The 25461-nt window shown below is 60.1% G+C and carries 16 protein-coding genes and 2 pseudogenes; 9 read left to right on the top strand and 9 right to left on the bottom strand.

Annotation, left to right across the window (positions count from 1 at the left end):
• Positions 1-69: 69 nt before the first annotated feature.
• Positions 70-1619, top strand: a pseudogene (locus HP062_RS20505) (PLP-dependent aminotransferase family protein).
• A 132-nt stretch (positions 1620-1751) separates the two neighbouring features.
• On the opposite strand, the gene HP062_RS20500 reads toward HP062_RS20505, so the two are convergent.
• From HP062_RS20500 to aspA, 7 genes are all read right to left on the bottom strand, one after another.
• Positions 1752-6335, bottom strand: coding sequence for a dermonecrotic toxin domain-containing protein (locus HP062_RS20500; protein ID WP_172791944.1), 4584 nt, complete (start codon positions 6333-6335; stop codon positions 1752-1754).
• Positions 6336-6486: 151 nt separating this feature from the next.
• Positions 6487-7587 (bottom strand): polyamine ABC transporter substrate-binding protein, encoded by a 1101-nt coding sequence (locus HP062_RS20495; RefSeq protein ID WP_010465352.1) that lies wholly within the window; start codon positions 7585-7587, stop codon positions 6487-6489.
• A gap of 12 nt (positions 7588-7599) precedes the next feature.
• Positions 7600-8631, bottom strand: coding sequence for a histone deacetylase family protein (locus HP062_RS20490; RefSeq protein WP_083375438.1), 1032 nt, complete (start codon positions 8629-8631; stop codon positions 7600-7602).
• 246 nt (positions 8632-8877) lie between these two features.
• Complete coding sequence (locus tag HP062_RS20485; protein ID WP_172791943.1) at positions 8878-9870, bottom strand: AraC family transcriptional regulator; 993 nt, start codon at positions 9868-9870, stop codon at positions 8878-8880.
• Positions 9871-10017: 147 nt separating this feature from the next.
• Positions 10018-11022 (bottom strand): asparaginase, encoded by a 1005-nt coding sequence (locus HP062_RS20480; protein ID WP_172791942.1) that lies wholly within the window; start codon positions 11020-11022, stop codon positions 10018-10020.
• A gap of 104 nt (positions 11023-11126) precedes the next feature.
• Positions 11127-12578 carry a sodium:alanine symporter family protein gene (locus HP062_RS20475; RefSeq protein ID WP_010465343.1) on the bottom strand — a complete coding sequence of 484 codons (1452 nt, stop codon included), beginning with the start codon at positions 12576-12578 and terminating at the stop codon, positions 11127-11129.
• Between the two features lie 521 nt (positions 12579-13099).
• The gene (gene aspA / locus HP062_RS20470; protein ID WP_010465341.1) at positions 13100-14524 is read right to left on the bottom strand and encodes an aspartate ammonia-lyase; all 1425 of its coding nucleotides are present in this window, start codon (positions 14522-14524) and stop codon (positions 13100-13102) included.
• Positions 14525-14704: 180 nt separating this feature from the next.
• On the opposite strand from aspA, the gene HP062_RS20465 reads away from it, so the two are divergent.
• The 5 genes and pseudogenes from HP062_RS20465 (at position 14705) to HP062_RS20445 (ending at position 18521) form a co-directional block, all read left to right on the top strand.
• Complete coding sequence (locus tag HP062_RS20465) at positions 14705-15622, top strand: LysR substrate-binding domain-containing protein (RefSeq protein WP_145306508.1); 918 nt, start codon at positions 14705-14707, stop codon at positions 15620-15622.
• Between the two features lie 332 nt (positions 15623-15954).
• Positions 15955-16446 (top strand): 5-(carboxyamino)imidazole ribonucleotide mutase, encoded by a 492-nt coding sequence (purE, locus tag HP062_RS20460; protein WP_172791941.1) that lies wholly within the window; start codon positions 15955-15957, stop codon positions 16444-16446.
• Positions 16447-16457: 11 nt separating this feature from the next.
• A complete protein-coding gene (locus HP062_RS20455; RefSeq protein ID WP_077748549.1) occupies positions 16458-17540 on the top strand; it encodes a 5-(carboxyamino)imidazole ribonucleotide synthase in 1083 nt (360 codons plus the stop codon).
• Between the two features lie 110 nt (positions 17541-17650).
• On the top strand, positions 17651-17896 hold the full coding sequence (locus HP062_RS20450; RefSeq protein ID WP_010465333.1) for a GlsB/YeaQ/YmgE family stress response membrane protein: 246 nt from the start codon (positions 17651-17653) through the stop codon (positions 17894-17896).
• 89 nt (positions 17897-17985) lie between these two features.
• Positions 17986-18521 (top strand): annotated as a pseudogene (locus HP062_RS20445) (DUF3299 domain-containing protein).
• A 135-nt stretch (positions 18522-18656) separates the two neighbouring features.
• On the opposite strand, the gene HP062_RS20440 reads toward HP062_RS20445, so the two are convergent.
• On the bottom strand, positions 18657-19556 hold the full coding sequence (locus tag HP062_RS20440; protein WP_172791940.1) for a D-hexose-6-phosphate mutarotase: 900 nt from the start codon (positions 19554-19556) through the stop codon (positions 18657-18659).
• A 57-nt stretch (positions 19557-19613) separates the two neighbouring features.
• On the bottom strand, positions 19614-20018 hold the full coding sequence (locus HP062_RS20435; protein WP_007896491.1) for an acyl-CoA thioesterase: 405 nt from the start codon (positions 20016-20018) through the stop codon (positions 19614-19616).
• A 383-nt stretch (positions 20019-20401) separates the two neighbouring features.
• Here HP062_RS20435 and HP062_RS20430 point away from each other — a divergent pair, with 383 nt between their 5' ends.
• The 3 genes from HP062_RS20430 to HP062_RS20420 all read left to right on the top strand — a co-directional run bounded on the left by HP062_RS20430 (position 20402) and on the right by HP062_RS20420 (position 25450).
• On the top strand, positions 20402-21700 hold the full coding sequence (locus tag HP062_RS20430; protein ID WP_010465323.1) for an MFS transporter: 1299 nt from the start codon (positions 20402-20404) through the stop codon (positions 21698-21700).
• Positions 21701-21932: 232 nt separating this feature from the next.
• Positions 21933-22931, top strand: coding sequence for a phosphate ABC transporter substrate-binding protein PstS family protein (locus HP062_RS20425; protein WP_010465320.1), 999 nt, complete (start codon positions 21933-21935; stop codon positions 22929-22931).
• Between the two features lie 485 nt (positions 22932-23416).
• Positions 23417-25450, top strand: a complete 2034-nt coding sequence (locus HP062_RS20420) for an ABC transporter permease subunit (protein WP_169857242.1) — start codon at positions 23417-23419, stop codon at positions 25448-25450.
• The last annotated feature ends 11 nt before the right edge of the window (positions 25451-25461 follow it).

Raw genomic sequence — 25461 nt, 5'->3', positions numbered from 1 at the left:
CATCCATCCTAGGCAGGCTATTGGTCTGTTGTAAGAGCCATTAATGACCAATTTCATAGGTCCATTGTCATGAGCGAGACGTCGCTTTCATTGTCCTTCAACCCCGCGGGTATCGAACTTGACCGTCGCCAAGGTCTGAGTCGCCAGCTCTATCAGGCCTTGCGCCTGCGGGTACTCGACGGACGACTGGCCAGTGGCACGCGATTGCCGGCCACCCGGGATCTGGCGGCGGCGTTGGCAATTTCCCGCAACAGTGTGGTGCGGGCCTACGACCAGCTCTATGCCGAGGGTTTATTGAGGGGCGGGTGGGTGACGGGACTTACGTCGCGCAATTGCCTCAAACCGCGGCATCCGGGAAAAAATTATCCACAAAAGTATCCACAGGGTTGTCAACAGGGTTACCCACAGCCTTATCCACAAATTGGCTGGATTTACCTGTGATTTCATCCAGTAAAGTTATCCACAGTGGCGCGTTGGGGCGCGTAGAAAAGAACCATTTGGCCCTGCCGCCGAGCGGTCCGCCGCGGGCTTTTCGGGTGGGTGTTCCGGCGTTCGATCTGTTTCCTTTCGAGGTCTGGGCCAAGCTGAATGCCGCTTTCTGGCGTAAACCGGATTTACAGCAACTGTGTTATGGCGATCCGGCGGGGGACGAGCGTTTGCGCGGCATGATCGCCGCGTATTTGCGCAGTTCACGAGGGATGCAGTGTTCGGCTGAGCAAATAGTGATCACCAGCGGCGCGCAGCAGGGGATTAGCCTTTGTGCACAGCTGCTGGTGGAACCGGGCGATGGGGTGGCGATCGAGAATCCGGGGTATCGGGCGGCAGGTCATGCCTTCGCCGTGGCCGGTGCGCGATTGCATGGCGTGGCGGTGGACAGTGAGGGCATCGACTGCCAGGAATTGAATGGCCTCAGCGATTGTCGACTGGCGTATGTCACGCCGTCGCATCAATACCCGACCGGGGTGGTGATGAGCCTGGCGCGACGTCTTGAGTTACTGGCCTGGGCCGAACGTACCCAAGGCTGGATCGTCGAGGACGACTACGATGGCGAATACCGCTACAGCGGCGCGCCACTGGCCCCGTTGGCCGCACTCGACCGGCAGGGCCGGGTTTTGTACGTCGGGACGTTTGGCAAAGTTGCCTTCCCGGCGCTGCGCCTGGGTTACCTGGTGTTGCCACCAACGCTGGTGCAGGCGTTTTCGCAACGTCGAGCGGTGGACGTCCGGCACTCCGAGGTCAGTACCCAAGCGGTCATGGCCGAGTTCATGGCTGCCGGGCATTTCCAGCGGCATATCCGCCGCATGCGTCGCGCGGCCCTGAGCCGGCGCAATACCTTGCTGGCCGGTTGGCCGCGGAATATTCCCGGCGTCGGCAGCCTGCCGAGTGTCGCGGCAGGGCTGCATCTGACCGTGGCGGTCGACTCACAGGCCCGCGAGCGCGAGCTGGTAGAGCAGGCGGCGAGTGTCGACGTCGAGATCAATGCCCTGAGCGGTTATTGGTTGCCGGATTCGACAACACCTATGGACCAGCGCGCGGGGCTGGTCCTGGGTTTCGCGGCGGTGCCCGAGGCGGCCATCAGCGCCGCGCTCGGGCGACTGGAAAAGGTCTGGCGTCCTTAGATGGGGGCAATGACAAGGCCGGGAAAGCCTCTTGGTGCATCGACGGTAATCAGGCGTCGGCCACTGGAGGTGGTAGATAGATATCGCGGGTAAAAAAAGACCCGCGAATGCAGGTCTCGGGTTCAGCACGGTTTATGACCCTGAGGCCGAGGCCGGTACTTTTGCGAAGAACAGGGACGTCGCCAGTTGCGGGCTGATCTCGCTGCGGTAGATCGAGATCGCCTGGAGGTCGTCGTTGGCGTGGCGGGACTCGGATGCGCCACCCAGCAGTCGTTGTTGCACGGTTTTCAGGTGTGCCGCGGTGAAGGTTTGTGCAGGTGAAGCGGGCTCCGCATAGTGGAAGTGGGCATACCACAGAACACTTTGGTTGCTGTGATCGCGGACCTCATATTCCTCGAGATAGTCTCGTTTACGGCTTTTGAGCAAGCGTCGGCCTGGATTCTTGACGATGTCGACCTGACCTTCGCTTTGCAGCCAGCGGACGCGCTCCGCTGTCGGCGGCTGTAGTTTGGTCATGCTGATTCGCGTGACGCGTCCCTGGTTATACAGCTTGGTCGCCGCGTCGTTTAGCTGCTTGACCAAAACGACGACGGATCCCGGACCGCCCTCGGTGGCATTGGTCGCGACCAACGCTGCGTCGATTGCGCTGGCGGCGTCCTGCAGCCGGTGAGCCTGCTGATGAAACATCTCCTCGATTTCCACGGGGATTCGACGCATCCCTTTTGAATGGGCTTGCGTTCGACGAATGAACGCTTCCAATCCCTCCAGCAACGCCTGCCCTTGAGTGGTGCTTGCACTCAAGTCGGGTTGGAGAACGACGGCGGAAACCGGTGGCGGGGCCACTCTTTCAACCCAGACCCCCGGGGTTTTCTCATGAAAAGTCGAGATGACTTTACCGGTCAACGCCGAGGTCACGTCGATCAGTTCTGAACCGTGTGTCATGGAGTCGGCACGAGGCTGGCCCACCACAGTACCTTTGTAGCGGGTCTTGATGATTCGCTTGGCGGGCGCGGTCGGTGGACGGGAAGGGCCGGGTAGCGGCTCGAGTGCCTGGCGCTCCCGCAGCAAGCTCGCCAGGTGTTTCACGGTGCGCTGTTGAAAACCGTCGAGACGTAGGCGCATCACGTCGAGGGCTGGTTGCAGGAATTGACCGGGAAACTCCGTGGGCAGATCGACGATGCGCTGGTCGGTGATCGTCAGTTGCTCCACCAGATCGCTGAGCCCGTCGATCCGATCCGGCAAGTGCAGCACTTCTTCGTCAGCGATCAGGTCCAGTGAGGCCTGAATCGCAAGGCCTGCATTTTCGACAACGCTCTCCAGTGCCTGGCGCGCTTCAGGTGCGGGCTCAACGCTGTTGTCGAGGCACAACTCCTGGCCGAGTGTGATCTGAAACAGTTTGAGGTCCTTTAAATCGAACGACGGCATGTTGGCTTTAACGTCGCGGATAACTTCGATGGCTTCTTTGCCGAGCAGGTTCAGTTGCTCGAAGCACGCCTGTGCCGACTCGATTTTATTGATGTAGCTGGCGGTCAACTCGCCGGTGAGTTGATGGATTTGCCGGGTGGTCTGTGTATTTTCCGTTGACGGGTTGTCGAGAAGATCGAGGGAAAAGCGCATTTGATTGCCGAAAACCGACTGCTGTTGAACGAACCATCTTTGCAGCAGCGATAGCTGGAAATCCAGGCGACTGATCATTGCTTTTCGGTAATTGGGAATCGCCTCGCGAGCATTGAAGGCTTTCATCTGTTCCATGTTGATGCTGAGGAGTGACATCTGCGCGTCGAGCATTTCAAGGTACACGCGGCGATGGGTGTCGGTGGCGGTCGTCGCCTGGGCGTTTTTTTGAGCTTCCTTGAGCTCTGTTTCGCGGCTTTGGGTCTGGCTTTCGAACGCGATCATTTGCTGTTTCAGTTCAGCCTGGCGTTGCCGGTTTTGTTGCTCCAGCCGTTGTTTCTCCTTGCCTCCGGCCTTGAGCCTCAGCCGCGTATCGATAAACCATTCACCCCTGGCGTTCTTGATCAGCAACGGCCCCGTGCGTGCGGGAGACCGGCGTGAATCAATGATCTGCACATCGTCATTGTCGTTGAGGGTGACCTCGAACCATCGCTGGCCAACCTTCGCATACCATTTTCCCTTGAGCGAACCGAGGTGTTGGCGAAGGCCGGGCTCGCTGGAGGCGGCGGCCATCCCTTTAGGTTCGGCGACGGCCAGTTCATCAAGCAAGACGCCCAGGGATGAAGGCGGCAGCGTGGCGATGGCGTGCATCGCTACCTCATGGGAGGGTGGAGGCTGATTGAGGTCGGGCAGATGACTCACCGTGATGGTGTGCGCAGGCTTGCTTTCGGGTATGACGCGTGGCGGCTCGACCTTCTCGGGCAACCGCGAGACGGGTTTGTTGCGAGTGGCGGCGCGATGAGCCAGCACCATGCCAAGGGTCAACAGCAGATCGGTCAGGGCGGACCAGGCGAGTGAGCTGTCATCGTTCTCAGCGGCCTCGGTAATGTCCTGCAAGTCGTCCATGATCTGCCAGATCCACGCAGCCACCCCGGCGGTGCGACCAAGAAAGGGCAGCGCGACATTGAACAGCATCCATGTGCCTTGCTTGAGTGTTGCCCAGCGGGCTTGCGCATTGGACACCGATTGTTGGTCCGCCAAGGTAATCATGGCGTTGGCGTTGGCCTTGAACAGGGCGGCCAGCGGCGTGTCATCAAGGGCTGCTGCACTGAGCGTCACCGTGCCCATCTTGCCCAGGGCTGACGTGGGATCGACCAGCAATTGGGTCAACGTCCAGACCGATGGCAACTCACCCGAGAACACATACTGGGAATAGTTGAACCGAACATCGTCGGCCAGCCAGGCCAGGATCGATTGGCGAAGTGATTTTTCGTGTTTGATGGCATACAGCAGATTGGCCTCGCTCGGGTATTGCATCAACGAGGGGGTGAGCAATGGTCGGTAGAGCAGGCACGGTCCTTGATCGGTGAGCCTGGGGCCGATGACGAACATGTTGGCGACTTCATCGCCTTGGCTGCTGGCGCGATCACCGGTCATAAAGGCCAGCGGTCGAATGACAATCTCCTGCCCGTTTACCCTGCGGTCGGCAGCGTTTTCCAGCATGACGGCATTGACGTACTGGTAACCACGTTCATCAATACCCGCCTCGCCGCGCATCTTCTGTTGCAGCGCCTGCAAGGGCAGCTGGATACGCAGATGGCGGGTGTAGAGCGTCTGTCGTCGCAACGTTTCTGCCGGGTCGTCAAGCAACTTGCGCTTGATCAGCGCCGGGTAAACCCCACCGATATTGACCTGTGTGACGAGCTTTTCAAGATAGGCAGGGGTCATCCAGATGGGCACTGCGTCGCCGTTTTTGCAGTTCACCGTCTTGTTTCCCAGCGGAATGGCAATCAGGTTTTGCAGCGCCAGCTCCATCAGCGACAGCGTGGTGGTCTGCGTCTTGCCGGGTATCACGACAGCGCCGAGCACCACGACGCTGGTGATGCTGATTTCAATGTCTTGCAGGTCCAGGTCCGCTGCCGCGGGATGATCCTTGATCATCTGCTCTCGCAGGGTCTGCAGCGCAAACGCCGGCAGTGACGCGATGTCCTCGTCGAAGGTTTTTCCAGCGTCCTGTTCCCGCAGCTGTGCCAGGTCCATCAAGTGTCGGCTGTAGCGGGAGAGGTCCGCCGACGAAGCGTTTTTCAGCCAGTCGGTCAGCAACCCTTGAACCCTGTTGAAGCGTGACGACGGCAGGGCTTCAAATTCAGTGAAGCTTTTTGCCGCCGCACTGATTTGTGGCGAAAGAGGTGTGGCTGACGCGCGCTGGACCGCACCGAATGCACCGATGGCTTCGACCTCGAGCGCAATCAGCGCGCAGGCCTGGTGGTGAAAGAAATTGCCCTCGGGCTCATACAGACGCCATTGCAGGGTCTGCTCGGCGCTTGACGTTCCAGGGTGTTTGAACACGGCTTCACCCAGCGCGGCAACCGAGTCATAACGCTTGAACCCTTCGGCTATCGAGTGCGTCAGCACCAGGGTGCGCGCGCCCGATGTGCCCACGAACACGGCGATATCCAGAACGCGCAGGTGTTCGCTGACGGCGTTCTCAAGCCGATCGGTGTCGATCAGGCAGGCCTTGGTCAGGTACTTGTCCTGTGTCCGAGTTGCGCGATCCGGATGATCGAAGATGGCCTGGGCCATGGCTTTTTCATCCGCGTCCCAGTCCAAGGCGGGATCGGGGCTCCAGATGTCCTGCAGCGATTTCGCGAGCGAATGCCAGCGCGGCGTCGAAGGGCTTGTCTCCTGGTTCCAGTAATCAAGCTGCTGTTGCTGATAGGCGATAAACAACTGCGGTGCGAGCGCATTGAGCAGGCAGCCGATGGCATCGATTTTCACCGGCAGTTGAGCCTGCGGTTCCGCGCCCGGTTGCAGGGTCAGGAAGTGTTCTCCATCAATGAGCGTCACCGTCGATCCTGACAAACCGAGTCGTACCAACACATCGGTGAGCGATTCAAACACGTTAGGGCCGGGCACTACCTCGGTGCCGGTATCGACCCAGGTCGGGGTGACGACCGTGGCGAGTGTCGGGTCAATCCTCAACTGCGGATACAGCGCGTTGAGCGCAGGACTCAGCGCGGCCGCTGCGACTTCTCTGATCGAGGGGCCGGTGACCAGTTGGGTCAGTAGCTCTTCTGCACTCGGGGCAACGGTTTCGGACATGGTCGTCTCCTGACTGAGAGCGCGCCGCTGCTGATTGCGCAGCGCGGAATCGGGAGAAGGTATCGGGTGGCCACCCGTGTCGGGTGGTACATAAATATCGCAGGCAAAAAAAGACCCGCGTCGCCGCGGGTCTTCGGTTTTCAGTCGGGTATCAGGTCCCGGACTTGATCTTGGTCCAGGCCCGGGTCCGCGCGCGTTCGGCATCGCGCGGCAACGGTTGCAGGGTGTACAGCGTACCCATCGCGGTTTCGGTCGGGTACAGGTTCGGGTTGTTGCGGATCGCCGGGTCGACCAGTTCCGTGGCGTCCTTGTTCGGGTTCGGGTAGCCGACGAAATCGCTGACGGGTGCAATCACCTGGGGTTGCAGCAGGTAGTTGATGAAGGTGTAGGCGTCTTCCGGGTTCTTCGCGCCTTTGGGGATTGCGAGCATGTCGAACCAGATCGGCGCGCCTTCCTTGGGCAGGCGCATGTCGACGACCACACCATTCTTGGCTTCCTTGGCGCGGTTGGCAGCCTGGGAGAAGCTGCCGGAATAACCGACCGCGACGCAGATGTCGCCGTTGGCAATGTCCGCCATGTATTTGGAGGAGTGGAAGTAGGTGATGTACGGACGGATTTTCATCAACAGCGCTTCAGCCTTTTCGTAGTCCGCCGGCTTCTTGCTGTTAGGGTCCAGGCCGAGGTGTTGCAGGGCCAGGGGCAGGATTTCCGACGGCGAGTCGAGCAGGGCGACGCCGCACTGCTTGAGCTTGCTGATGTTCTCTTCCTTGAAGATCAGGTCCCAGCTGTCCACCGGCGCCTTGTCGCCCAGCGCGGCTTTGACTTTGTCCGGGTTGAAGCCGATCAGGATGGTCCCGTACATGTACGGCACGGCGAATTTGTTGCCCGGGTCGTTGCCTTCGAGCAGCTTCATCAGCTTCGGATCGAGGTGGTTCCAGTTCGGCAACTTGCTACGGTCCAGGGGCTGGAACACGCCGGCTTCGATCTGCTTGGCGAGGAACACGTTGGACGGCACCACCACGTCGTAGCCGGAGTTACCGGTCAGCAGCTTGGCCTCAAGTGCTTCGTTGGTGTCGAAGATGTCGTAGACCAGTTTGGTCTGGGTGTTCTGCGCCTTGAAGTCTTCCAGCGCCTTGGGAGTGATGTAGTCGAACCAGTTGTAGACGCGCAACGTTCGCTCTTCAGCGTGGGCGGCGCCACCGAGTACTGTGGCGCACAGTACCGGTGCGATAAAACGCGTGAGTCTGTTCATTGTTCTAATTCCTCATTGGGCGCTTTCAAAACCTTCGAGAACGTTCACGGCATTGATGCCGATTTCTTCTACCGCGTAGCCGCCTTCCATCACGAACAGCGTCGGCTTGCCGAGCTTCGCGATGCGCGCGCCCATGGCCAGGTAATCGGGGCTGTCGAGCTTGAACTGGGAGATGGGATCGTCCTTGAACGTATCGACGCCCAAGGACACGACGACGATGTCGGCGCCGTATGTTTCGATCTCGTTGCAGGCTTGCTCCAGCGCTGCACTCCAACGGTCCCAGCCGCTGCCAGCCGGCAAAGGGTAGTTGAAGTTGAAGCCTTCACCGGCCCCTTCGCCGAGCTCGTCTTCATAGCCGAGGAAGAACGGGAACTCGGCTTCCGGGTGGCCGTGGATCGAGGTGAACAGCACATCGCTGCGTTCGTAGAAAATCGATTGGGTGCCGTTGCCGTGGTGGTAGTCGACGTCGAGGATCGCGATCTTTTTGTGGCCTTGATCGAGGAACGCTTGAGCGGCGATGGCGGCGTTGTTGAGGTAGCAATAACCGCCCATCAAGTCGCTGGCGGCGTGGTGTCCCGGTGGACGGCACAGGGCAAAGGCACTGCGAGCGCCGCGCTGGATGGCGGCTTGCGCGGTGAGGGCCACTTGCGCTGCGCTGTATGCCGCTTGCCAAGTGCCGGCGGTGATCGGCGCGCCGCCGTCGAAGCTGTAATAGCCGAGCTGGCCGTGCAGGCTGGTGGGGATGATCCGGCGCAAGGTGCGGGCTGGCCAGGTGTAGGGCAGCAAGTCGCCGTCGGTTTTGAATTCGGTCCAGCGTGCCCAGGCACCTTTGAAGAAGTCGAGGTAGTCGCGGCTGTGGATGCGCGCGATCGGGTCGAGGCCGAAATCCTTCGGCGCTTCGACAGGGCCGAGGTTCTGCGTTTGTACGCGTTGCAGCACATGGTCGGCACGCGAGGGCATTTCGAAGCAGGGCATCAGTTGCCCGTCCATCAATTCACAACGGCCGTGGTGCAGGTGGTGATCGTCCGAGTAGATCGTCAGCATTTCTTGTTCTCCGCAGGCTGATTCGGTTGAACACAGTCTTGCGGCGCAGCGCGATTCGGAGAACGGCAGGAAAGGCCAAAAGGGGATCGATATGGCCAAAAGATCTGACCGGAATTCGCCCTTTATTGGCGCGCAAGTGCCCCGGTGTTGGGCACCCACCTGTAGGCGCGAGACTTGCCCGCGAAGCGTTTGGCGTACTTGAAGACGCCTTCGCGGGCAAGCCTCGCTCCTACAGAGAGTTGGGGGTCAAGGCCGGAACTGACTCGGTGCCACACCACTCCAGCGCACGAACGCATGGCGGAAACTCGCGGTTTCGCTGAAGCCCAGCGCCTCGGCGATCCGGTAGATCGGCAGCTGATCCTCACAGAGCATCTGCTTGGCCTGCTCGAAGCGCAGTTCATCGAGCAATTCCTGATAGCTGCACCCCAGGTCCTTGAGATGGCGGCGCAAGGTGCGCGCCGAGCAATTCATCTGCAACGCCAAACCTTCCAGCCCCGGGGCTGCATTCAGTTGCGCACGAAGCAACTGCCGAATCCGCCCCAACCACGCCTGACGCCCGGTGAATTCGGTGTTCTGCTTGCGGCAGCGGTCGACCATGGCCTGATGGGTGATGACATCGGCCAGCGGCAAGGGCTGGTCGAGCCAGCGCTTGTCGAATGCGAAGGCGTTATCTCGCGCGTCGAAGTGCAGCGGGCAGTCGAAGTGTTCGGCGTAGCTCGCCCGATAATCCGGCGCCATATGTTCCAGGCGAGCGGCGAGCAATGGCAGCGGATGTCCGAGCAGGTCATCGCAAATGACTTTTAACGACACCAGGCAGAACTCGGCGTTGAACACGGCCAGCGCCGGGTTCTCTCGATAATCGGCAGCGACGAACCACACACGCTCGCCGTCGACTTCCAGGCTCAACTCGAAAAGTGTTCCCAACAGCGCCGGATAATGCATCGCCAGGCGCAAAGCGTCACCGAAGGTGGCAGAGGTGAGCAGTGCATAACCGAGTATGCCGTAGGACGAAACGTGCATCCGCCGGCCCAGTTCCAGGCCGATATCACGCTTGAGCGCGACCGCGTTGGCGCACACCTGCATCTCCTGGTTGGTGGTGATGCGCGTGTCCGCCCGGCTCAGATCCGCCGCGCTGATGCCACTTCCCGCCAGCAGTGCTTCGCTGGACAAGCCTTCGGCCTTGAAGGTGTTGAGCACCAGGGAAACGGCGTTGAGGGTGGTGAGGTGGGAGTGGAGCATGGGAAGTTCCAGCGATTGGATGCTGGAATCGAGCAAGTTGTATGCCGCGAATGAATACTTGCAGGAGCGAGGCTTGCCCGCGAAGCTTTTGGCGCCTTCAAGGACGTCTTCGCGGGCTAGCCTCGCTCCTACAGGTCCTGCGGTGTATCAGACCAGTTCACCGCAAAGGTCGAGCTCGACCAGACGCCGGACTTCAGAGGTGTCCAGCCCGGCACCCAGCAACCCATGCAACTTGCCCAACGCCGCCTCACGGGTCATGCCGCCGCCCGAAAGCACACCCACGCCTCGCAACCGGCTACCGGCCTCGTAGACATCCAGCTCAACGCCACCTTCATGGCATTGGGTGACGGCGACGATAACCACACCATTGTCCCGTGCCCGCTCCAGAGCGGCGAGAAACTCAGGGTTATCGCTCGGCCCGGTGCCACTGCCGTAGCATTCCAGCACCAAGCCTTGGATGCCGCTGTTCAGCACGCCATCAAGCTGCTCGGCGCCGATTCCTGGGAACAACGGCAGCACCGCGACTTTCGCCAGTTGCTTGCTCTGGTTGTAATTCAATTGAGCCGGCAGCGACGTGGCCTTCACACCACCGCCCTGACGCTCCAGGCGCTTGAACGGATGGCGACCGAAACTACGAACCTTCGCGCAATGAGTCGGGTCCAGCAGTTCGCCGTGGAAATACAGATGAACGCCCGGCGCCAGGCCATGGCCCAGGGCAACCAGCGCACCGCTGAGGTTTTCCCAGGCATCGCTGTCGGTCACGCCGGCCGGCAGCATCGAGCCGGTGAACACCACGGGGGCATTCAGGCCGAGCAACTGAAAACTCATCGCGGCGGCGCTGTAGGCGAGGGTGTCGGTGCCGTGCAGGATCAGCACGCTGTCGCAGCCTTGGACATCAACGGCGTCGACCACCGCTTCACGCAGTTGCTGCCAGTACGTCGGGCTCATGTTGGCGCTGTCGATCAGCGGCGACATTTCGCGAAAGCGCCACTGCGGCGCGACCACGTCGGGCTGGCTGTGCAGATATTCACGCATCCGCGCTTCGAAACCGGACGCCGGGGCCAGGCCATTGGCGCTGGCTTGCATGCCGATGGTGCCACCGGTGTAGAGCACCATGACGTGCTGGGCGGCTGGGTAGGAGTTGGGAACCATGGGAAAGTCTCCGCAAGAGATGACATGTGGGAGCGAGCCTGCCCGCTCCCACAAGTTGTGCACTTTAACTGACGGGCGCAGAGGATGCGCCCGTCGTTTACCCATCAGCGTTGCGCTGCGGGTACGCCTTGCAGTTCGGCTTCAGCCTTTGGAGCCGCGGCCGGCGGATTGGCTGGCCAGGCGTTCAAGTCCAGGTCCAGATCCGGGAATTTGCTCGAATCGAACACCGGCGTCTTGATCCCGGCGGCACGCTGGTCATCATAGTCACGCAGGATGCGCATGCCGACCTTGAACAGCAGGAACAGCGCGATCAGGTTTACGAACGCGAGCATGGTCATGGTGATGTCGGCGAAGGCGAACACCGTGCCGAGGTTTTCGATGGCGCCCCAGAAAATCAACACCAGCACCAGCGCGCGGTAGCCAATCAGCGCCTTGCGGTTTTCACCGATCAGGAAGCGCAGGTTGCTCTCGCCCAGGTAGTAGTTGTAGAGGATCGAGGTGAACACGAACAACGACAACGCCACGGAAATGAAGCTACGGCCCCAGTCACCGACCACGGCGGCCAGCGAGTTCTGGGTCAGGGCAATGCCGTCGCCTTCGAAGCCTGGGGTGTAGAAACCCGAGAGCAGGATCAGCAACGCGGTGCAGGTGCAGATCACGAAAGTATCGAGGAACACGCTGAACGCCTGAACCACGCCTTGTGCCACCGGGTGCTCGACGGAAGCCACGGCCGCCACGTTCGGCGCACTGCCCAGGCCCGCTTCGTTGGCGAAAACGCCACGTTTCACGCCCATGACGATTGCGCTGCCGATCAGGCCGCCGAAGGCCTGGTCCAGACCGAAAGCACTTTTGACGATGGTCATCAGCATGCCCGGAACCTGGTCGAACTGCAGCACGATCACATAGATGGTCACGCCGATGTACACCAGGGTTTTCACCGGCACCAGCAGGTCAGCGACCTTGGCGATGCGCTTGATCCCGCCGATGAACACCAGGCCGAGCAGCACCGCCAGGGCCAGGCCTGTGTAGGTGGTGTCGAGGCCGAACGCGTTGTTCAGCGAGTGAGTCACGGCGTGGGATTGCAGGCCGTTGAAGGCAAACCCGAAGGTCACCAGCAACAGGAACGCCATGATCATGCCCAGCCAGCGTTTCTGCAGGCCGTGCTGGATGTAATAGGACGGGCCGCCACGGTAGGTGCCGTCGGCATCGCAGCGCTTGTAGAGCTGGCCGAGGGAACATTCGAAGAAGCTGCTGGACATGCCGACCAGTGCGGTCACCCACATCCAGAACACCGCCCCCGGGCCACCCAGGGTAACGGCGATGCCGACACCGGCGATGTTACCCGCGCCGACACGGCCGGCGAGGCTGAGCATCAAGGCCTGGAACGAACTGAGTTGGCCGGCGCTGCTTTTCAGGCTGTCGCGGAACACCGCGAACATGTGGAAGAAATGGCGCAATTGAACGAAACGCGAGCGGATCGTGAAGTAGCTACCGAGCCCGACAATGAGCACGATCAGTACTTTCCCTGAGAGGAAGTCGTTAATGACTTCGAGCATGGATTATTCCTCGCTGTTTTTTGTGTAGGCAAATGTTGGGCAGGCAGAAACATCGCGTTACACCGGTGTGCACGTGGCACAACAGTGAGGCGAGTGTTCGTCCCGGGCCCATATCGCAGGTTTGTTATTAGTTCGGGTTTCGCATGGGTTTGGGCCTCGTTACCGACGACCGCTCACGCGAAGAGGGGCGGCACTATACCTAGGAGAGTGCCGTCCGTCTGCACGGTTGTGGTGCAAGCGACGAAACGAAGCCTTTGAAACACCTGACTTTTTGAGCCAGGCCTTTGTAGGCGTGAGCCTGCTCGCGATGCAGGCACCGCGGTATTTCAGTTACACCGCGTTATCGTTCATCGCGAGCAGGCTCACTCCTACAGAAGACGGTTTTCCTTACAAAAGTTAAAAAAAAGGGCTTGGGGAATAAATCCCCAAGCCCTCAAAAGGTGAGAGGTGTCTAGTCCCTCGACCTGGTGAGCGTGTGGCTCCTGGTGCTCTTCGTTAAAAGAGCATGAGTCTGCGTTCGGTCAAGCCTTCAAAGGCACCAGACGCGGAGCAATCATGTTTTCCGGGCGCAGGATGTCGGCGAGCATTTCGTCGTCGAGCAAGCCTTCTTCGCGCACCAGTTCCAGCACGCCGCGGCCGCTTTCGAGGGCGATACGGGCGATGCGGGTGGCGTTTTCATAGCCGATGTACGGGTTCAGCGCGGTGACCAGGCCGATCGAGTGCTCGACCAGCTCACGGCAACGCTCTTCGTTGGCGGTGATGCCGACGATGCAGTGCTCGCGCAGCATGTCCATGGCGCGTTGCAGCAGGCGGATCGAGTCGAAAATCTTGAAGGCGATCAGCGGCTCCATCACGTTCAGTTGCAACTGGCCGCCTTCGGCAGCGATGGTCAGGGCCAGGTCGTTGCCGATGATCTGGAACGCTACCTGGTTAACCGCTTCCGGGATTACCGGGTTGACCTTGCCGGGCATGATCGAGCTGCCTGGCTGACGCGCCGGCAGGTTGATTTCGTTGATGCCGGTGCGCGGGCCGCTGGACAGCAGGCGCAGGTCGTTGCAGATCTTCGACAGCTTGACCGCGGTGCGCTTGAGCATGCCGGAGAACAGCACGAAGGCGCCCATGTCGGAGGTGGCTTCGATCAGGTCGGCCGCCGGAACCAGCGGTTGACCGCTGATCAGGGCCAGGCGCTGAACGGCCAGGTGCTGGTAACGCGGGTCGGCGTTGATACCGGTACCGATCGCGGTGCCGCCCAGGTTCACTTCGGTCAGCAGTTCAGGGGCCAGTGTTTTCAGGCGTGCCAGGTCTTCGCTCAACGTGGTGGCGAAGGCGCGGAATTCTTGACCCAGGGTCATCGGCACGGCGTCTTGCAGCTGGGTACGGCCCATCTTCAAGACGTGGCTGAACTCAACACCCTTGGCAGCGAACGCCTGGATCAGGCTGTCGAGGCTGGCCAGCAGCGCGTCGTGACCCAGCAGCAGACCCAGGCGGATCGCGGTCGGGTAGGCGTCGTTGGTCGACTGCGCCATGTTCACGTCGTTGTTCGGGTGCAGGTATTGATATTCGCCCTTCTGGTGACCCATGGCCTCCAGCGCGATGTTGGCGATGACTTCGTTGGCATTCATGTTGGTCGAAGTGCCAGCGCCGCCTTGAATCATGTCCACCACGAACTCTTCGTGGAAATCGCCGCGGATCAGACGGGCACAGGCTTCGCTGATGGCCGCGTGCTTGGCTTCGCTCAGGTGACCCAGCTCGCGGTTGGCGTCAGCGGCGGCCTGTTTGACCATCGCCAGGCCGACAACCAGCTTCGGGTAATGCGAAATCGGAACGCCGGAGAGACGGAAGTTGTTCACCGCTCGCAGGGTCTGGATGCCGTAATACGCTTGAGCAGGTACTTCGAGTACGCCAAGCAGGTCTTTTTCTGTGCGGAAAGATGCAGCGGAGGACATGATAGAAATCATCTCGATAAGGACCCGGTCTGTGCCGGAACGCTGCAAATGCTAGGCTTGTAGAGAATTTTCGGCCAATGCTGTTAAACACTGGCCTATGCACATTCGGCATAATGCCGGTGTGACGCCGTGTGTGCGGCGAGCGTGTGACCTAAATTGGTGCGTGTCCGGGAGGACGTGATGAATCTGGAAAGTAAATGGCTCGAGGACTTCAGCGCCTTGGCCGCCACCCGCAGCTTCTCCCAGGCTGCGGAACGCCGCTTCGTGACGCAGCCCGCGTTCAGCCGCCGAATCCGCAGCCTGGAAGCCGCGCTGGGGCTGACGTTGGTCAACCGCTCGCGCACGCCGGTCGAACTGACGGCGGCGGGGCAGTTGTTTTTGGTGACCGCGCGGACCGTGGTTGAACAGCTCGGCGAAGTGCTGCGCCACCTTCATCACCTGGAAGGCGGGCAGGGCGAAGTGATGCAAGTGGCTGCCGCTCACTCTTTGGCCTTGGGTTTCTTTCCGCGCTGGATCGCGCAGTTGCGCAATGAAGGCCTGAACATTGCCACGCGGTTGGTGGCGACCAACGTCGGCGACGCGGTGCATGCGCTGCGCGAGGGCGGTTGCGACTTGATGCTGGCGTTCTATGACCCGGACGCGGCCTTGCAGATGGACCCGGAAATCTTCCCGTCGCTGCACCTTGGCCACACCGAGATGTTGCCGGTGTGCGCGGCGGATGCCGACGGCAAACCCTTGTTCGATCTGGAAGGCGAGGCCAGTGTGCCGCTGCTCGCTTACAGCGCCGGTGCGTTTCTCGGGCGTTCGGTCAATATGCTGCTGCGCCAGCGTGCGCTGCGCTTCACCACCATCTATGAGACCGCCATGGCCGACAGCCTGAAAAGCATGGCGCTCGAGGGGTTGGGGATTGCCTGGGTGCCGCAATTGAGCGTGCGTGCCGAACTGGCGCGCGGTGAACTGGTGGTCTGCGGCGGCCCGCAATGGCATGTGCCGCTGGAGATCCGACTGTATCGCTGCGCGCTGGTGCGCAAGGCGAACGTTCGTTTGCTGTGGCGCAAACTGGAAGGTGGCGCCGCCCAAGGCACGACGGGTTCCTGAAACCACTGAAGATCAAAAGTGGGAGCGAGCTTGCTCGCGAATGCGGTGGTTCAGTCAACAGTGTCGGCGACTGGCACATTGCATTCGCGAGCAGGCTCGCTCCCACAGGGGATTTGTGGTGTTCTTTCGCTGACCTTCAAGTCAATAAAACCGGCACTTTGCGCCGTATGACAGATGGTCGTTTCAGGGGCTGTTTATCTGCTTCATTGAGGTATACTGCGCGGCCTTCGGCCGGCTTGACTGGCCATAATTCGTACAATCAAGCCACGCATTTTGCGTGGCTTGTTGTTTTTTGACGCGCCTGCGGGCGCCCAGAGAGAAGAGGCACGACGATGAGTGCACTGGTTGGCGTGATCATGGGCTCCAAGTCCGATTGGTCCACCCTTAGCCACACCGCCGATATGCTGGAAAAGCTCGGCATCCCTTACGAGGTGAAAGTGGTCTCTGCCCACCGCACCCCGGACCTGCTGTTCCAGTACGCCGAAGAGGCGGAGGCGCGTGGCATCGAGGTGATCATCGCCGGTGCCGGCGGCGCGGCCCACTTGCCTGGCATGTGTGCGGCCAAGACCCATCTGCCGGTGCTGGGCGTGCCGGTGCAGTCGTCGATGCTCTCGGGCGTCGATTCGCTGCTCTCGATCGTGCAGATGCCAGCGGGCATTCCGGTTGCCACCCTGGCCATCGGCAAGGCCGGCGCGATCAACGCAGCCCTGCTGTCGGCGAGTATCCTCGGCGCCAAGCACCCGCAGTTCCACGCGGTGCTGAAAAAATTCCGCGCTGAGCAGACAGACAGGGTCCTGGAAAATCCAGACCCACGCATCGCCTGAGGTTGTTGACGATGAAGATCGGTGTAATCGGTGGCGGCCAGTTGGGCCGCATGTTGGCGTTGGCGGGCACCCCGCTGGGCATGAACTTCGCTTTCCTGGACCCGGCACCGGATGCTTGCGCAGCCGCGTTGGGCGAACACCTGCGGGCCGATTATGGCGATCAGGACCACCTGCGTCAGCTGGCTGATGAAGTCGATCTGGTGACCTTCGAGTTCGAAAGTGTCCCGGCTGAAACCGTGGCTTTCCTGTCGCAATTCGTCCCGGTCTACCCGAGCGCCGAAGCCCTGCGCATCGCCCGCGATCGCTGGTTCGAGAAGAGCATGTTCAAGGACCTGGGGATTCCCACCCCCGCGTTCGCCGACATTCAATCGCAAGCCGATCTGGACGCTGCCGTGGCGTCGATCGGTCTGCCGGCCGTGCTGAAAACCCGCACCCTGGGTTACGACGGCAAGGGCCAGAAAGTCCTGCGCAAACCGGAAGACGTGGTCGGCACCTTCGCCGAACTGGGCAGCGTAGCCTGCCTGCTGGAAGGCTTCGTGCCGTTCACCGGCGAAGTCTCGCTGATCGCTGTGCGTGCTCGCGATGGTGAAACCAGGTTCTATCCGCTGGTTCACAACACCCACGACAGCGGCATCCTCAAACTGTCCGTGGCCAGCACCGACCATCCGCTGCAAGCCTTGGCGGAAGACTATTCCAGCCGCGTGCTCAAGCAGCTGAATTACGTCGGCGTTATGGCGTTCGAGTTCTTTGAAGTCGACGGTGGCCTCAAGGCCAACGAAATCGCCCCGCGCGTGCATAACTCGGGTCACTGGACCACTGAAGGCGCCGAGTGCAGCCAGTTCGAAAATCACCTGCGGGCTGTTGCTGGCCTGCCGCTGGGTTCGACGGCCAAGGTCGGCGAGAGCGCGATGCTCAACTTCATCGGCAAAGTCCCGGAGACTGAAAAGGTCCTGGCCATCGCCGATTGCCATCTGCATCACTATGGCAAAGCGTTCAAGGCTGGCCGCAAGGTCGGTCACGCCAACCTGCGTTGTGCAAACCGCGAAACACTGGCCGCGCAGATCCTCAAGGTTGAAGCGCTCATCGCCGAATAAACAGTTTCATGTGGCAGCGGCGGAACCATTCTAGGTCCGCCGTTCTCTCATGGCAGGATGCGAAAGTCTGACTAGGCTTCTGCATTGCCATTCAATCAGAGGGAAGTGCCATGGGAATTATCGGAACCATCTTTATCGGCTTGATCGTCGGCCTGCTGGCTCGGTTCCTGAAACCGGGTGATGACAGCATGGGCTGGATCATGACCATCCTGCTCGGTATCGGCGGTTCGCTGGCGGCCACTTACGGCGGCCAGGCTCTGGGCATCTATCACGCAGGCGAAGGTGCAGGCTTCATCGGTGCGCTGGTCGGCGCGGTGGTGCTGCTGGTGATCTACGGTTTGATCAGAAAGAACTGATTCAAGCGACGAAGTCCTCTCCGCGCCGCACGCGGGGAGGGCTAGAATGCTCGGCGTTGCACAGACCTCTCCTTATGCCGAGCACCTTCATGCGCCGTTTTCTGCTGACTTTTCTTTTACTGGGTACGGGCCTTGCCCATGCCGGCGAACTGCCGGAAACCGACTGGCTCGAACTGATGCCCAAGTCGGACCAGAAAGCCCTCGAGGCCATGCCCGAAATCGACCACAACTCCCCGAAGGCGATGGCACCTTTACTGAAAAAGGTGGCATGAAGCAGAGCAAGGGCTTGCCGGCGGTGATGTATTCGACCAAAACCGTGCCGTCGATGAACGACAAGAACATCCGCATCGGCGGTTATCCGGTACCGTTGGAGTCCGACGCCAAGGGCCACAGCACGCTGTTCTTCCTTGTCCCGTACCCGGGCGCCTGCATCCACGTGCCGCCACCGCCACCTAACCAATTGGTGTTGGTGCGTTATCCGAAGGGTTTGAAGCTGGACGATATCTACACACCGCTGTGGGTGACCGGCACGCTGAAGGTCGAGAAGGTCAACAATGATTTGGCTGACGCGGCGTATGCGCTGGATGCGGCGAAGGTGCGGGTGGTGCAGGAGTCGGATTTGTAACAGCGCCAACCAGACTGGCAAAGATCCACTGTGTGCGAGCCTGCTCGCGATAGCGGTGTAACAGCCAATATTGATGTTGGATGTTATGACGTCATCGCGAGCAGCCTCGCTCCCACATTGGTTTTGTGGTGTTGCTTATAAAGGGTTGCTGGCGATGCTCACTTCAAGAGTGTGGGTGGCGCCGGGTTTCAGCGTCACCACATCATCCATCACATTCGCCGTCTCGATGCACAGCATCTTCTGCCAGCCATCGTCGGCCATGTCGCTGAATGCCACCGCGCGTTCGATCCACGGGTTCCAGATCACCGCCGAGCGCGAACCACTGCTGGTCAGCTCAATGCGCCGTTTCCAGGCCGGGTCGACAATGCTCAGCTTCGCCGGGGTATTGAGGTAGATACGGTCGGTTTCGCCGGTAAAGCGCAGATCGCCGGTCTGGGTCACGGTTTTCCAGTCGTCCAGCGTTTCGATATAGCTCAAGCCATTCAGCCCTTCGACATGCACCGTGCGCACATCGCTGACAGCGAAGTAACTGTGCAACGCCTGGCTGATGGTGACGGTATCGGTGCCCTGATTGTGGCTGGTCAAGCTGATGTGCAGTTGCTCATCCAGACGGATGCTCAACTTCAGATCCACCTGATGTGGCCAGCCAGGAAAGCCGCCTTCGGGGTAGGGCAGGACGAATTCCACCTTCAGGCTCTCGCCCTCGGTTTCTATGCCGCCCAATTCCCAATCCATCGCCCGGACAAAACCGTGGGCAGTCGGCGGTTCGTTGCTGACGCGCATCGCCTGGACGCTTTGCGGGTTGCGCTTGAAATTGCCGAACCACGGCCAGCACACCGGCACGCCGGCGCGGATGCTCTTGCCAGTCTTGAACACGGCCTCATCGTTAAGCCAGATCAGCGGCGGTTGGCCGGCCAATTGATAACTGAGGATGTGCGCGCCTTGCTGGGCAACCAGCAATTCGGCCTGACCGTGGCGGATGCGCCAGCAGTTCAGTTCATCCAGTTTCACGGCTTCAACGTTGGGCGTGCTCATGGGGCAACTCTCGATCAGGAACAATGACTGCAATGGACCGCAGAAAGGTCGCCGTGTTTAACGCGCGCGTGGAGGAACCGAACGAGTACGGCCGCTGCCATCAATCGCGACAAACACAAACACGGCTTCAGTCACTTTACGCCACTCGCTGGACAGCGGATCGTCGCTCCAGACTTCGACCATCATCTGAATCGAGCTGCGGCCGATTTCCAGCGCCTGGGTATAGAAGGAAAGCTGAGCGCCCACCGCCACCGGGACCAGGAACGCCATGCGATCAATCGCCACGGTTGCTACGCGCCCACCCGCAACTTTGCTGGCCATTGCGGTGCCGGCCAAATCCATCTGTGCCACCAGCCAGCCGCCGAAAATATCGCCAAAGCCGTTGGTTTCACGCGGAAGCGCGGTGATTTGCAGGGCAAGGTCGCCTTGCGGAATTGGATCTTCTTGTTCGAGCTCTATCATGCCGGGGGTGCCTCTGACCCGTGACTCTTCATTGGTACTTCAGGTGAATAGCCGTCTCAAGAAAAAACGATTCAGCCCCGAACATACTACGTTCGTCACGTTTTTCGAAAGGCGCCTAAAGGGAAACTCTGCGAAACCGACTGAGCCACGCAATGACCTTGCCAGTCATCCAGCGCGTTTTCGCACAGCAACCCCTTACAAATGCTGCAACGCAGCGAGTATATCGATCGGTAGACTCCGAGACGACCGTCCGGTTCTCATTTTGACCGTCAAATACGCACCTCTATGTGCTTTTTCGAACAATTTGCTATCGTGCCGGACCTGCCCAAGCCCTCGCCAGCGTTGTTGGGGTTGCAGATCCGACTATAAGAGAAGCCCTTGCCATGACCACAGCGCCCTCTAGCATCGCGCAGCCGACCCAGCCCGCACGCCCGTTAACCCGTAGCGACTACAAGACGTTATCGCTGTCTGCCCTGGGCGGCGCACTGGAGTTTTACGACTTCATCATCTTCGTGTTCTTCGCCACGGTGGTGGGCAAACTGTTCTTCCCGGCGGACATGCCCGAGTGGCTGCGCCTGATGCAGACGTTCGGCATTTTCGCCGCCGGCTACCTCGCTCGTCCGTTGGGCGGCATTGTGATGGCCCATTTTGGCGACCTGCTTGGCCGCAAAAAGATGTTCACCCTGAGCATTTTCATGATGGCGGTGCCGACCCTGATCATGGGTCTGCTGCCGACTTATGCGCAGATCGGCATGTGGGCGCCGATCCTGTTGCTGTTGATGCGGGTGATTCAAGGCGCGGCGATTGGCGGTGAAGTGCCGGGCGCGTGGGTATTCGTTTCCGAACACGTGCCGCAGCGACATATCGGTTATGCCTGCGGCACCCTGACGAGCGGTCTGACGGCTGGCATCCTCCTGGGTTCATTGGTCGCCACGGCGATCAACAGCATTTACACCCCACTGGAAGTGTCCGATTACGCCTGGCGGATCCCGTTCCTGCTGGGTGGCGTGTTCGGTCTGTTCTCGGTCTACCTGCGCCGCTGGTTGCACGAGACCCCAGTGTTTGCCGAACTGCAACTGCGCAAGGCCCTGGCCGAAGAAGTGCCGCTGCGCGCGGTGCTGCGTGACCATCGCGGTGCGATCCTGATTTCCATGTTGCTGACCTGGCTGCTGTCCGCCGGCATCATCGTGGTCATTCTGATGACGCCGACCGTGCTGCAGACCGTTTACCACTTCTCGCCAACTACCGCGTTGCAGGCCAACAGCCTGGCGATCGTGTTCCTGAGTGTAGGTTGCGTGGCTTCCGGTGCCCTGGCTGACCGTTTCGGCGCTGGCCGAGTGTTTGTGTTTGGCAGCGCCGCGCTGTTGATCAGCTCGTGGACGTTCTATCACAGCCTGTTCAACCACCCGGACTGGCTGTTCCCGATGTACGCCTTGACCGGTTTCCTGGTCGGGACCATCGGTGCAGTGCCCTACGTGATGGTCAAAGCCTTTCCAGCGGTGGTGCGCTTCAGCGGGTTGTCGTTCTCCTACAACCTGGCCTATGCGATTTTCGGTGGTTTGACGCCGATGGTGGTGACGCTGTTGCTCAAGGAAAGCCCGATGGGACCTGCCTACTACGTGGCGATCATTTGCGGGGTCGGGATTCTGGTGGGTGCGTATCTTTGGAAGAAGGGTCGCTGATCCCCGAAACTGTCTGTAGCTGTACCGGCCCTATCGCTAGCAGGCTAGCGCCCACATTGAATTGCATTGCAATGTGGGGCTAGCCTGCTAGCGATTTGGGGCGCATGAATTATCCGGCAAAAAACTCGAATGCTGGCCTTTCATCCAATTGTCATATTTCAGCCATAGAGTGTTCACACGGCCTGCTGATACTTGGCCCCGACTAACACACCCTATCTGCTAGGAGTAAGGCATGAAACTGAAGCGTTTGATGGCGGCAATGACTTTTGTCGCTGCTGGCGTTGCGACTGCCAACGCGGTTGCCGCTGTTGACCCTGCTATCCCGAGCTACACCAAGACCACTGGTGTGTCGGGCAACCTGTCCAGCGTCGGCTCCGATACCCTGGCCAACCTCATGACCCTGTGGGCTGAGAACTACAAAAAAGAATACCCGAACGTCAACATCCAGATTCAGGCTGCTGGCTCCTCTACCGCGCCACCTGCGCTGACTGAAGGCACCGCTAACCTGGGCCCGATGAGCCGCAAGATGAAGGACAACGAGCTGCAAGCCTTCGAAACCAAATACGGCTACAAGCCAACCGCTATCCCGGTTGCCGTGGACGCCCTGGCTGTCTTCGTACACAAAGACAACCCGATCCAGCACATGACCATGGAGCAAGTCGACGCGATCTTCTCCTCGACTCGTCTGTGCGGTGCTAAAACCGACGTGAAAACCTGGGGTGATCTGGGCGTGACGGGCGACCTGGCCAACAAGCCGGTTCAGCTGTTCGGTCGTAACTCGGTATCCGGCACCTACGGCTACTTCAAAGAAGAAGCCCTGTGCAAAGGCGACTACAAGCCAAACGTCAACGAACAACCAGGTTCGGCTTCGGTTGTGCAGTCGATCAGCTCCTCGCTGAACGGCGTGGGTTACTCGGGCATCGGCTACAAGACCGCTAGCGTGAAGACAGTGGCTCTTGCCAAGAAAGGCAGCACTGAGTTCATCGAAGACAGCGAAGAAAACGCCCTGAACGGCAAGTACCCACTGTCGCGTTTCCTCTACGTTTACGTCAACAAAGCCCCGAACAAGCCTCTGGCCCCGCTGGAAGCTGAGTTCGTGAAACTGATTCTGTCCAAACAGGGTCAGGAAGTTGTAGTGAAAGACGGTTACATCCCACTGCCGGCCAAGGTTGCTGCAAAAGCACTGGCTGACCTGGGTCTGCAAGAAGGCGGCAACGTAGCAAAAAAGTAAAACCCTGAGCCCGGGGTAATCCCGGGCTCTGCAGGAGCGAGGCTTGCCCGCGAAAGCGGTGGTTCAGTCAGCGTGACGTTGAATGTAATGACGCCTTCGCGAGCAAGCTTCGATCCTGCAAATGCCGGTACGCCGGCCCCCAAATTTCCGGTCCACTGCCAGTTCCCGCTGGCGGCGGATTTGTTGCGTCACTGCATTGTCATCTTTCTGTCATACAGGATCGCTAGGGTGTGCGCATGAATGATCTGGCCAATTCCACCATGACTACTAATCCCCCCAAGCGAATTGATTTCAATACGCCTGAGCTGCAACGCAAGCGCCGCATCCGCGCGCTCAAAGATCGCCTGACCCGCTGGTACGTCCTCGTGGGCGGCCTTGCCGTTCTCGGCGCGATCACGCTGATCTTTTTCTTCCTCGCCTACGTCGTCGCGCCGCTGTTCCAGGGGGCCGACCTGACTGCCAAGGACGCCATCACGCCTGCCTGGATGCAAGACGCCGGCAAGCCTTTGATGATCTCCCTGGAAGAACAGAATCAGGTCGCCATGCGGGTTTCCGACAAAGGGCAGGCGCTGTTCTTCGATATCGACAGTGGCGCCGAACTCAAGCGCGTCGATCTGCCGATCCCGGCCGGCACTACCGTGACTTCCATCGGCGAAGACCAACCGGGCCATCCCTTGGTGGCTGTAGGTTTGTCCAATGGCCAGGCGCTGGTGTTCCGCCACACGTATAAGGTCAGCTACCCGGACGGCAAGAAAACCATCTCGCCAGCTGTCGAATACCCGTACGGCGAAACTCCGATTGCGCTGAACGAGGCGGGCGGTGCGCTTGAGCACGTCAGCCTCAACGCCACCGACACCACTCTGATGCTGGTTGGCTCCACCGGTTCGCAACTCAATGTGCTCTCGCTGACCAGCGAAGAAAACATGATGACCGGCGAAGTGACCAACGAGCAGAAGCGTATCGAGCTGCCGCAGATGACCGAGCCGGTGAAGAACATCTTTGTCGACCCGCGTCAGCAGTGGCTGTATGTGATTAACGGTCGTGCGCAAGCCGACGTGTTCAGCCTGCGCGACAAGAGCCTCAACGGTCGCTACAAATTGCTGGAAAACGGTGACGCCGAAATCACTGCCAGTACTCAACTGGTGGGCGGTATCTCGCTGATCCTCGGCGACTCCAAAGGCGGCTTGGCCCAGTGGTTCATGGCCCGTGACCCGGATGGCGAGTTGCGCCTGAAGCAGATCCGCACTTTCCAGATGGGCACTACGCCGATCGTTGAAATCACCGCTGAAGAACGTCGCAAAGGCTTCGTGGCCCTCGACGCCTCCGGCAAGCTTGGCGTGTTCCACAGCACCGCCCACCGCACCTTGCTGGTGGACCAGGTGGTCGACGGCCAAGGTGTCTTCGGCCTGTCGCCACGGGCCAACCGTGTGATCGTCGAAGCGGGCGGCAAGATTCAGCCGCTGCTGCTCGACAACCCGCACCCGGAAGTGTCGTGGAGCGCGTTGTGGAGCAAGGTCTGGTACGAGAACTACGACGAGCCTAAATACGTCTGGCAATCGACCGCCGCCAACACCGACTTCGAACCCAAGCTGAGCCTGTCGCCACTGACCTTCGGCACCCTGAAAGCCGCGTTCTACGCCATGCTGCTGGCCGCTCCTCTGGCCGTCGCTGCCGCGATCTACACCGCGTATTTCATGGCCCCGGGCATGCGCCGCAAGGTCAAGCCGGTGATCGAGCTGATGGAAGCGATGCCGACGGTGATCCTCGGCTTCTTCGCCGGCCTGTTCCTCGCGCCTTATGTGGAAGGGCATTTGCCGGGCATCTTCAGCCTGCTGATGCTCCTGCCGATCGGCATCCTGGTCGCCGGTTTCGTCTTCAGCCGCCTGCCTGAGTCCATCCGCCTGAAAGTGCCGGACGGCTGGGAAAGCGCGATCCTGATCCCGGTGATTCTGTTTGTGGGCTGGTTGTCGCTGTACATGAGCCCGTACATGGAAACCTGGTTCTTCGGCGGCGACATGCGCATGTGGATCTCCCACGACCTGGGCATTACCTACGACCAACGCAACGCTCTGGTAGTCGGTCTGGCCATGGGCTTCGCGGTCATCCCGAACATTTACTCCATCGCCGAAGACGCCGTGTTCAGCGTGCCCCGCGGCCTGACCCTCGGTTCCCTGGCCCTCGGTGCGACGCCATGGCAGACCATGACCCGTGTGGTGATCCTCACCGCCAGCCCGGGCATCTTCTCGGCACTGATGATCGGCATGGGCCGTGCGGTCGGTGAAACCATGATCGTGCTGATGGCCACCGGTAACACCCCGGTCATGGAAATGAACCTGTTCGAAGGTCTGCGAACGCTGGCCGCCAACGTCGCGGTGGAAATGCCCGAGTCGGAAGTCGGCGGCAGCCACTATCGCGTGCTGTTCCTCTCGGCACTGGTGCTGCTGTTGTTCACCTTCGTCATGAACACCCTCGCGGAACTGATTCGTCAGCGTCTGCGCAAGAAATACTCGTCGCTTTAAGAAAGGTAGAA

It is taken from the genome of Pseudomonas sp. B14-6, assembly GCF_013260315.1.
GTDB lineage: Bacteria > Pseudomonadota > Gammaproteobacteria > Pseudomonadales > Pseudomonadaceae > Aquipseudomonas > Aquipseudomonas mandelii.
This window is presented reverse-complemented; position numbering and strand designations above follow the sequence as displayed.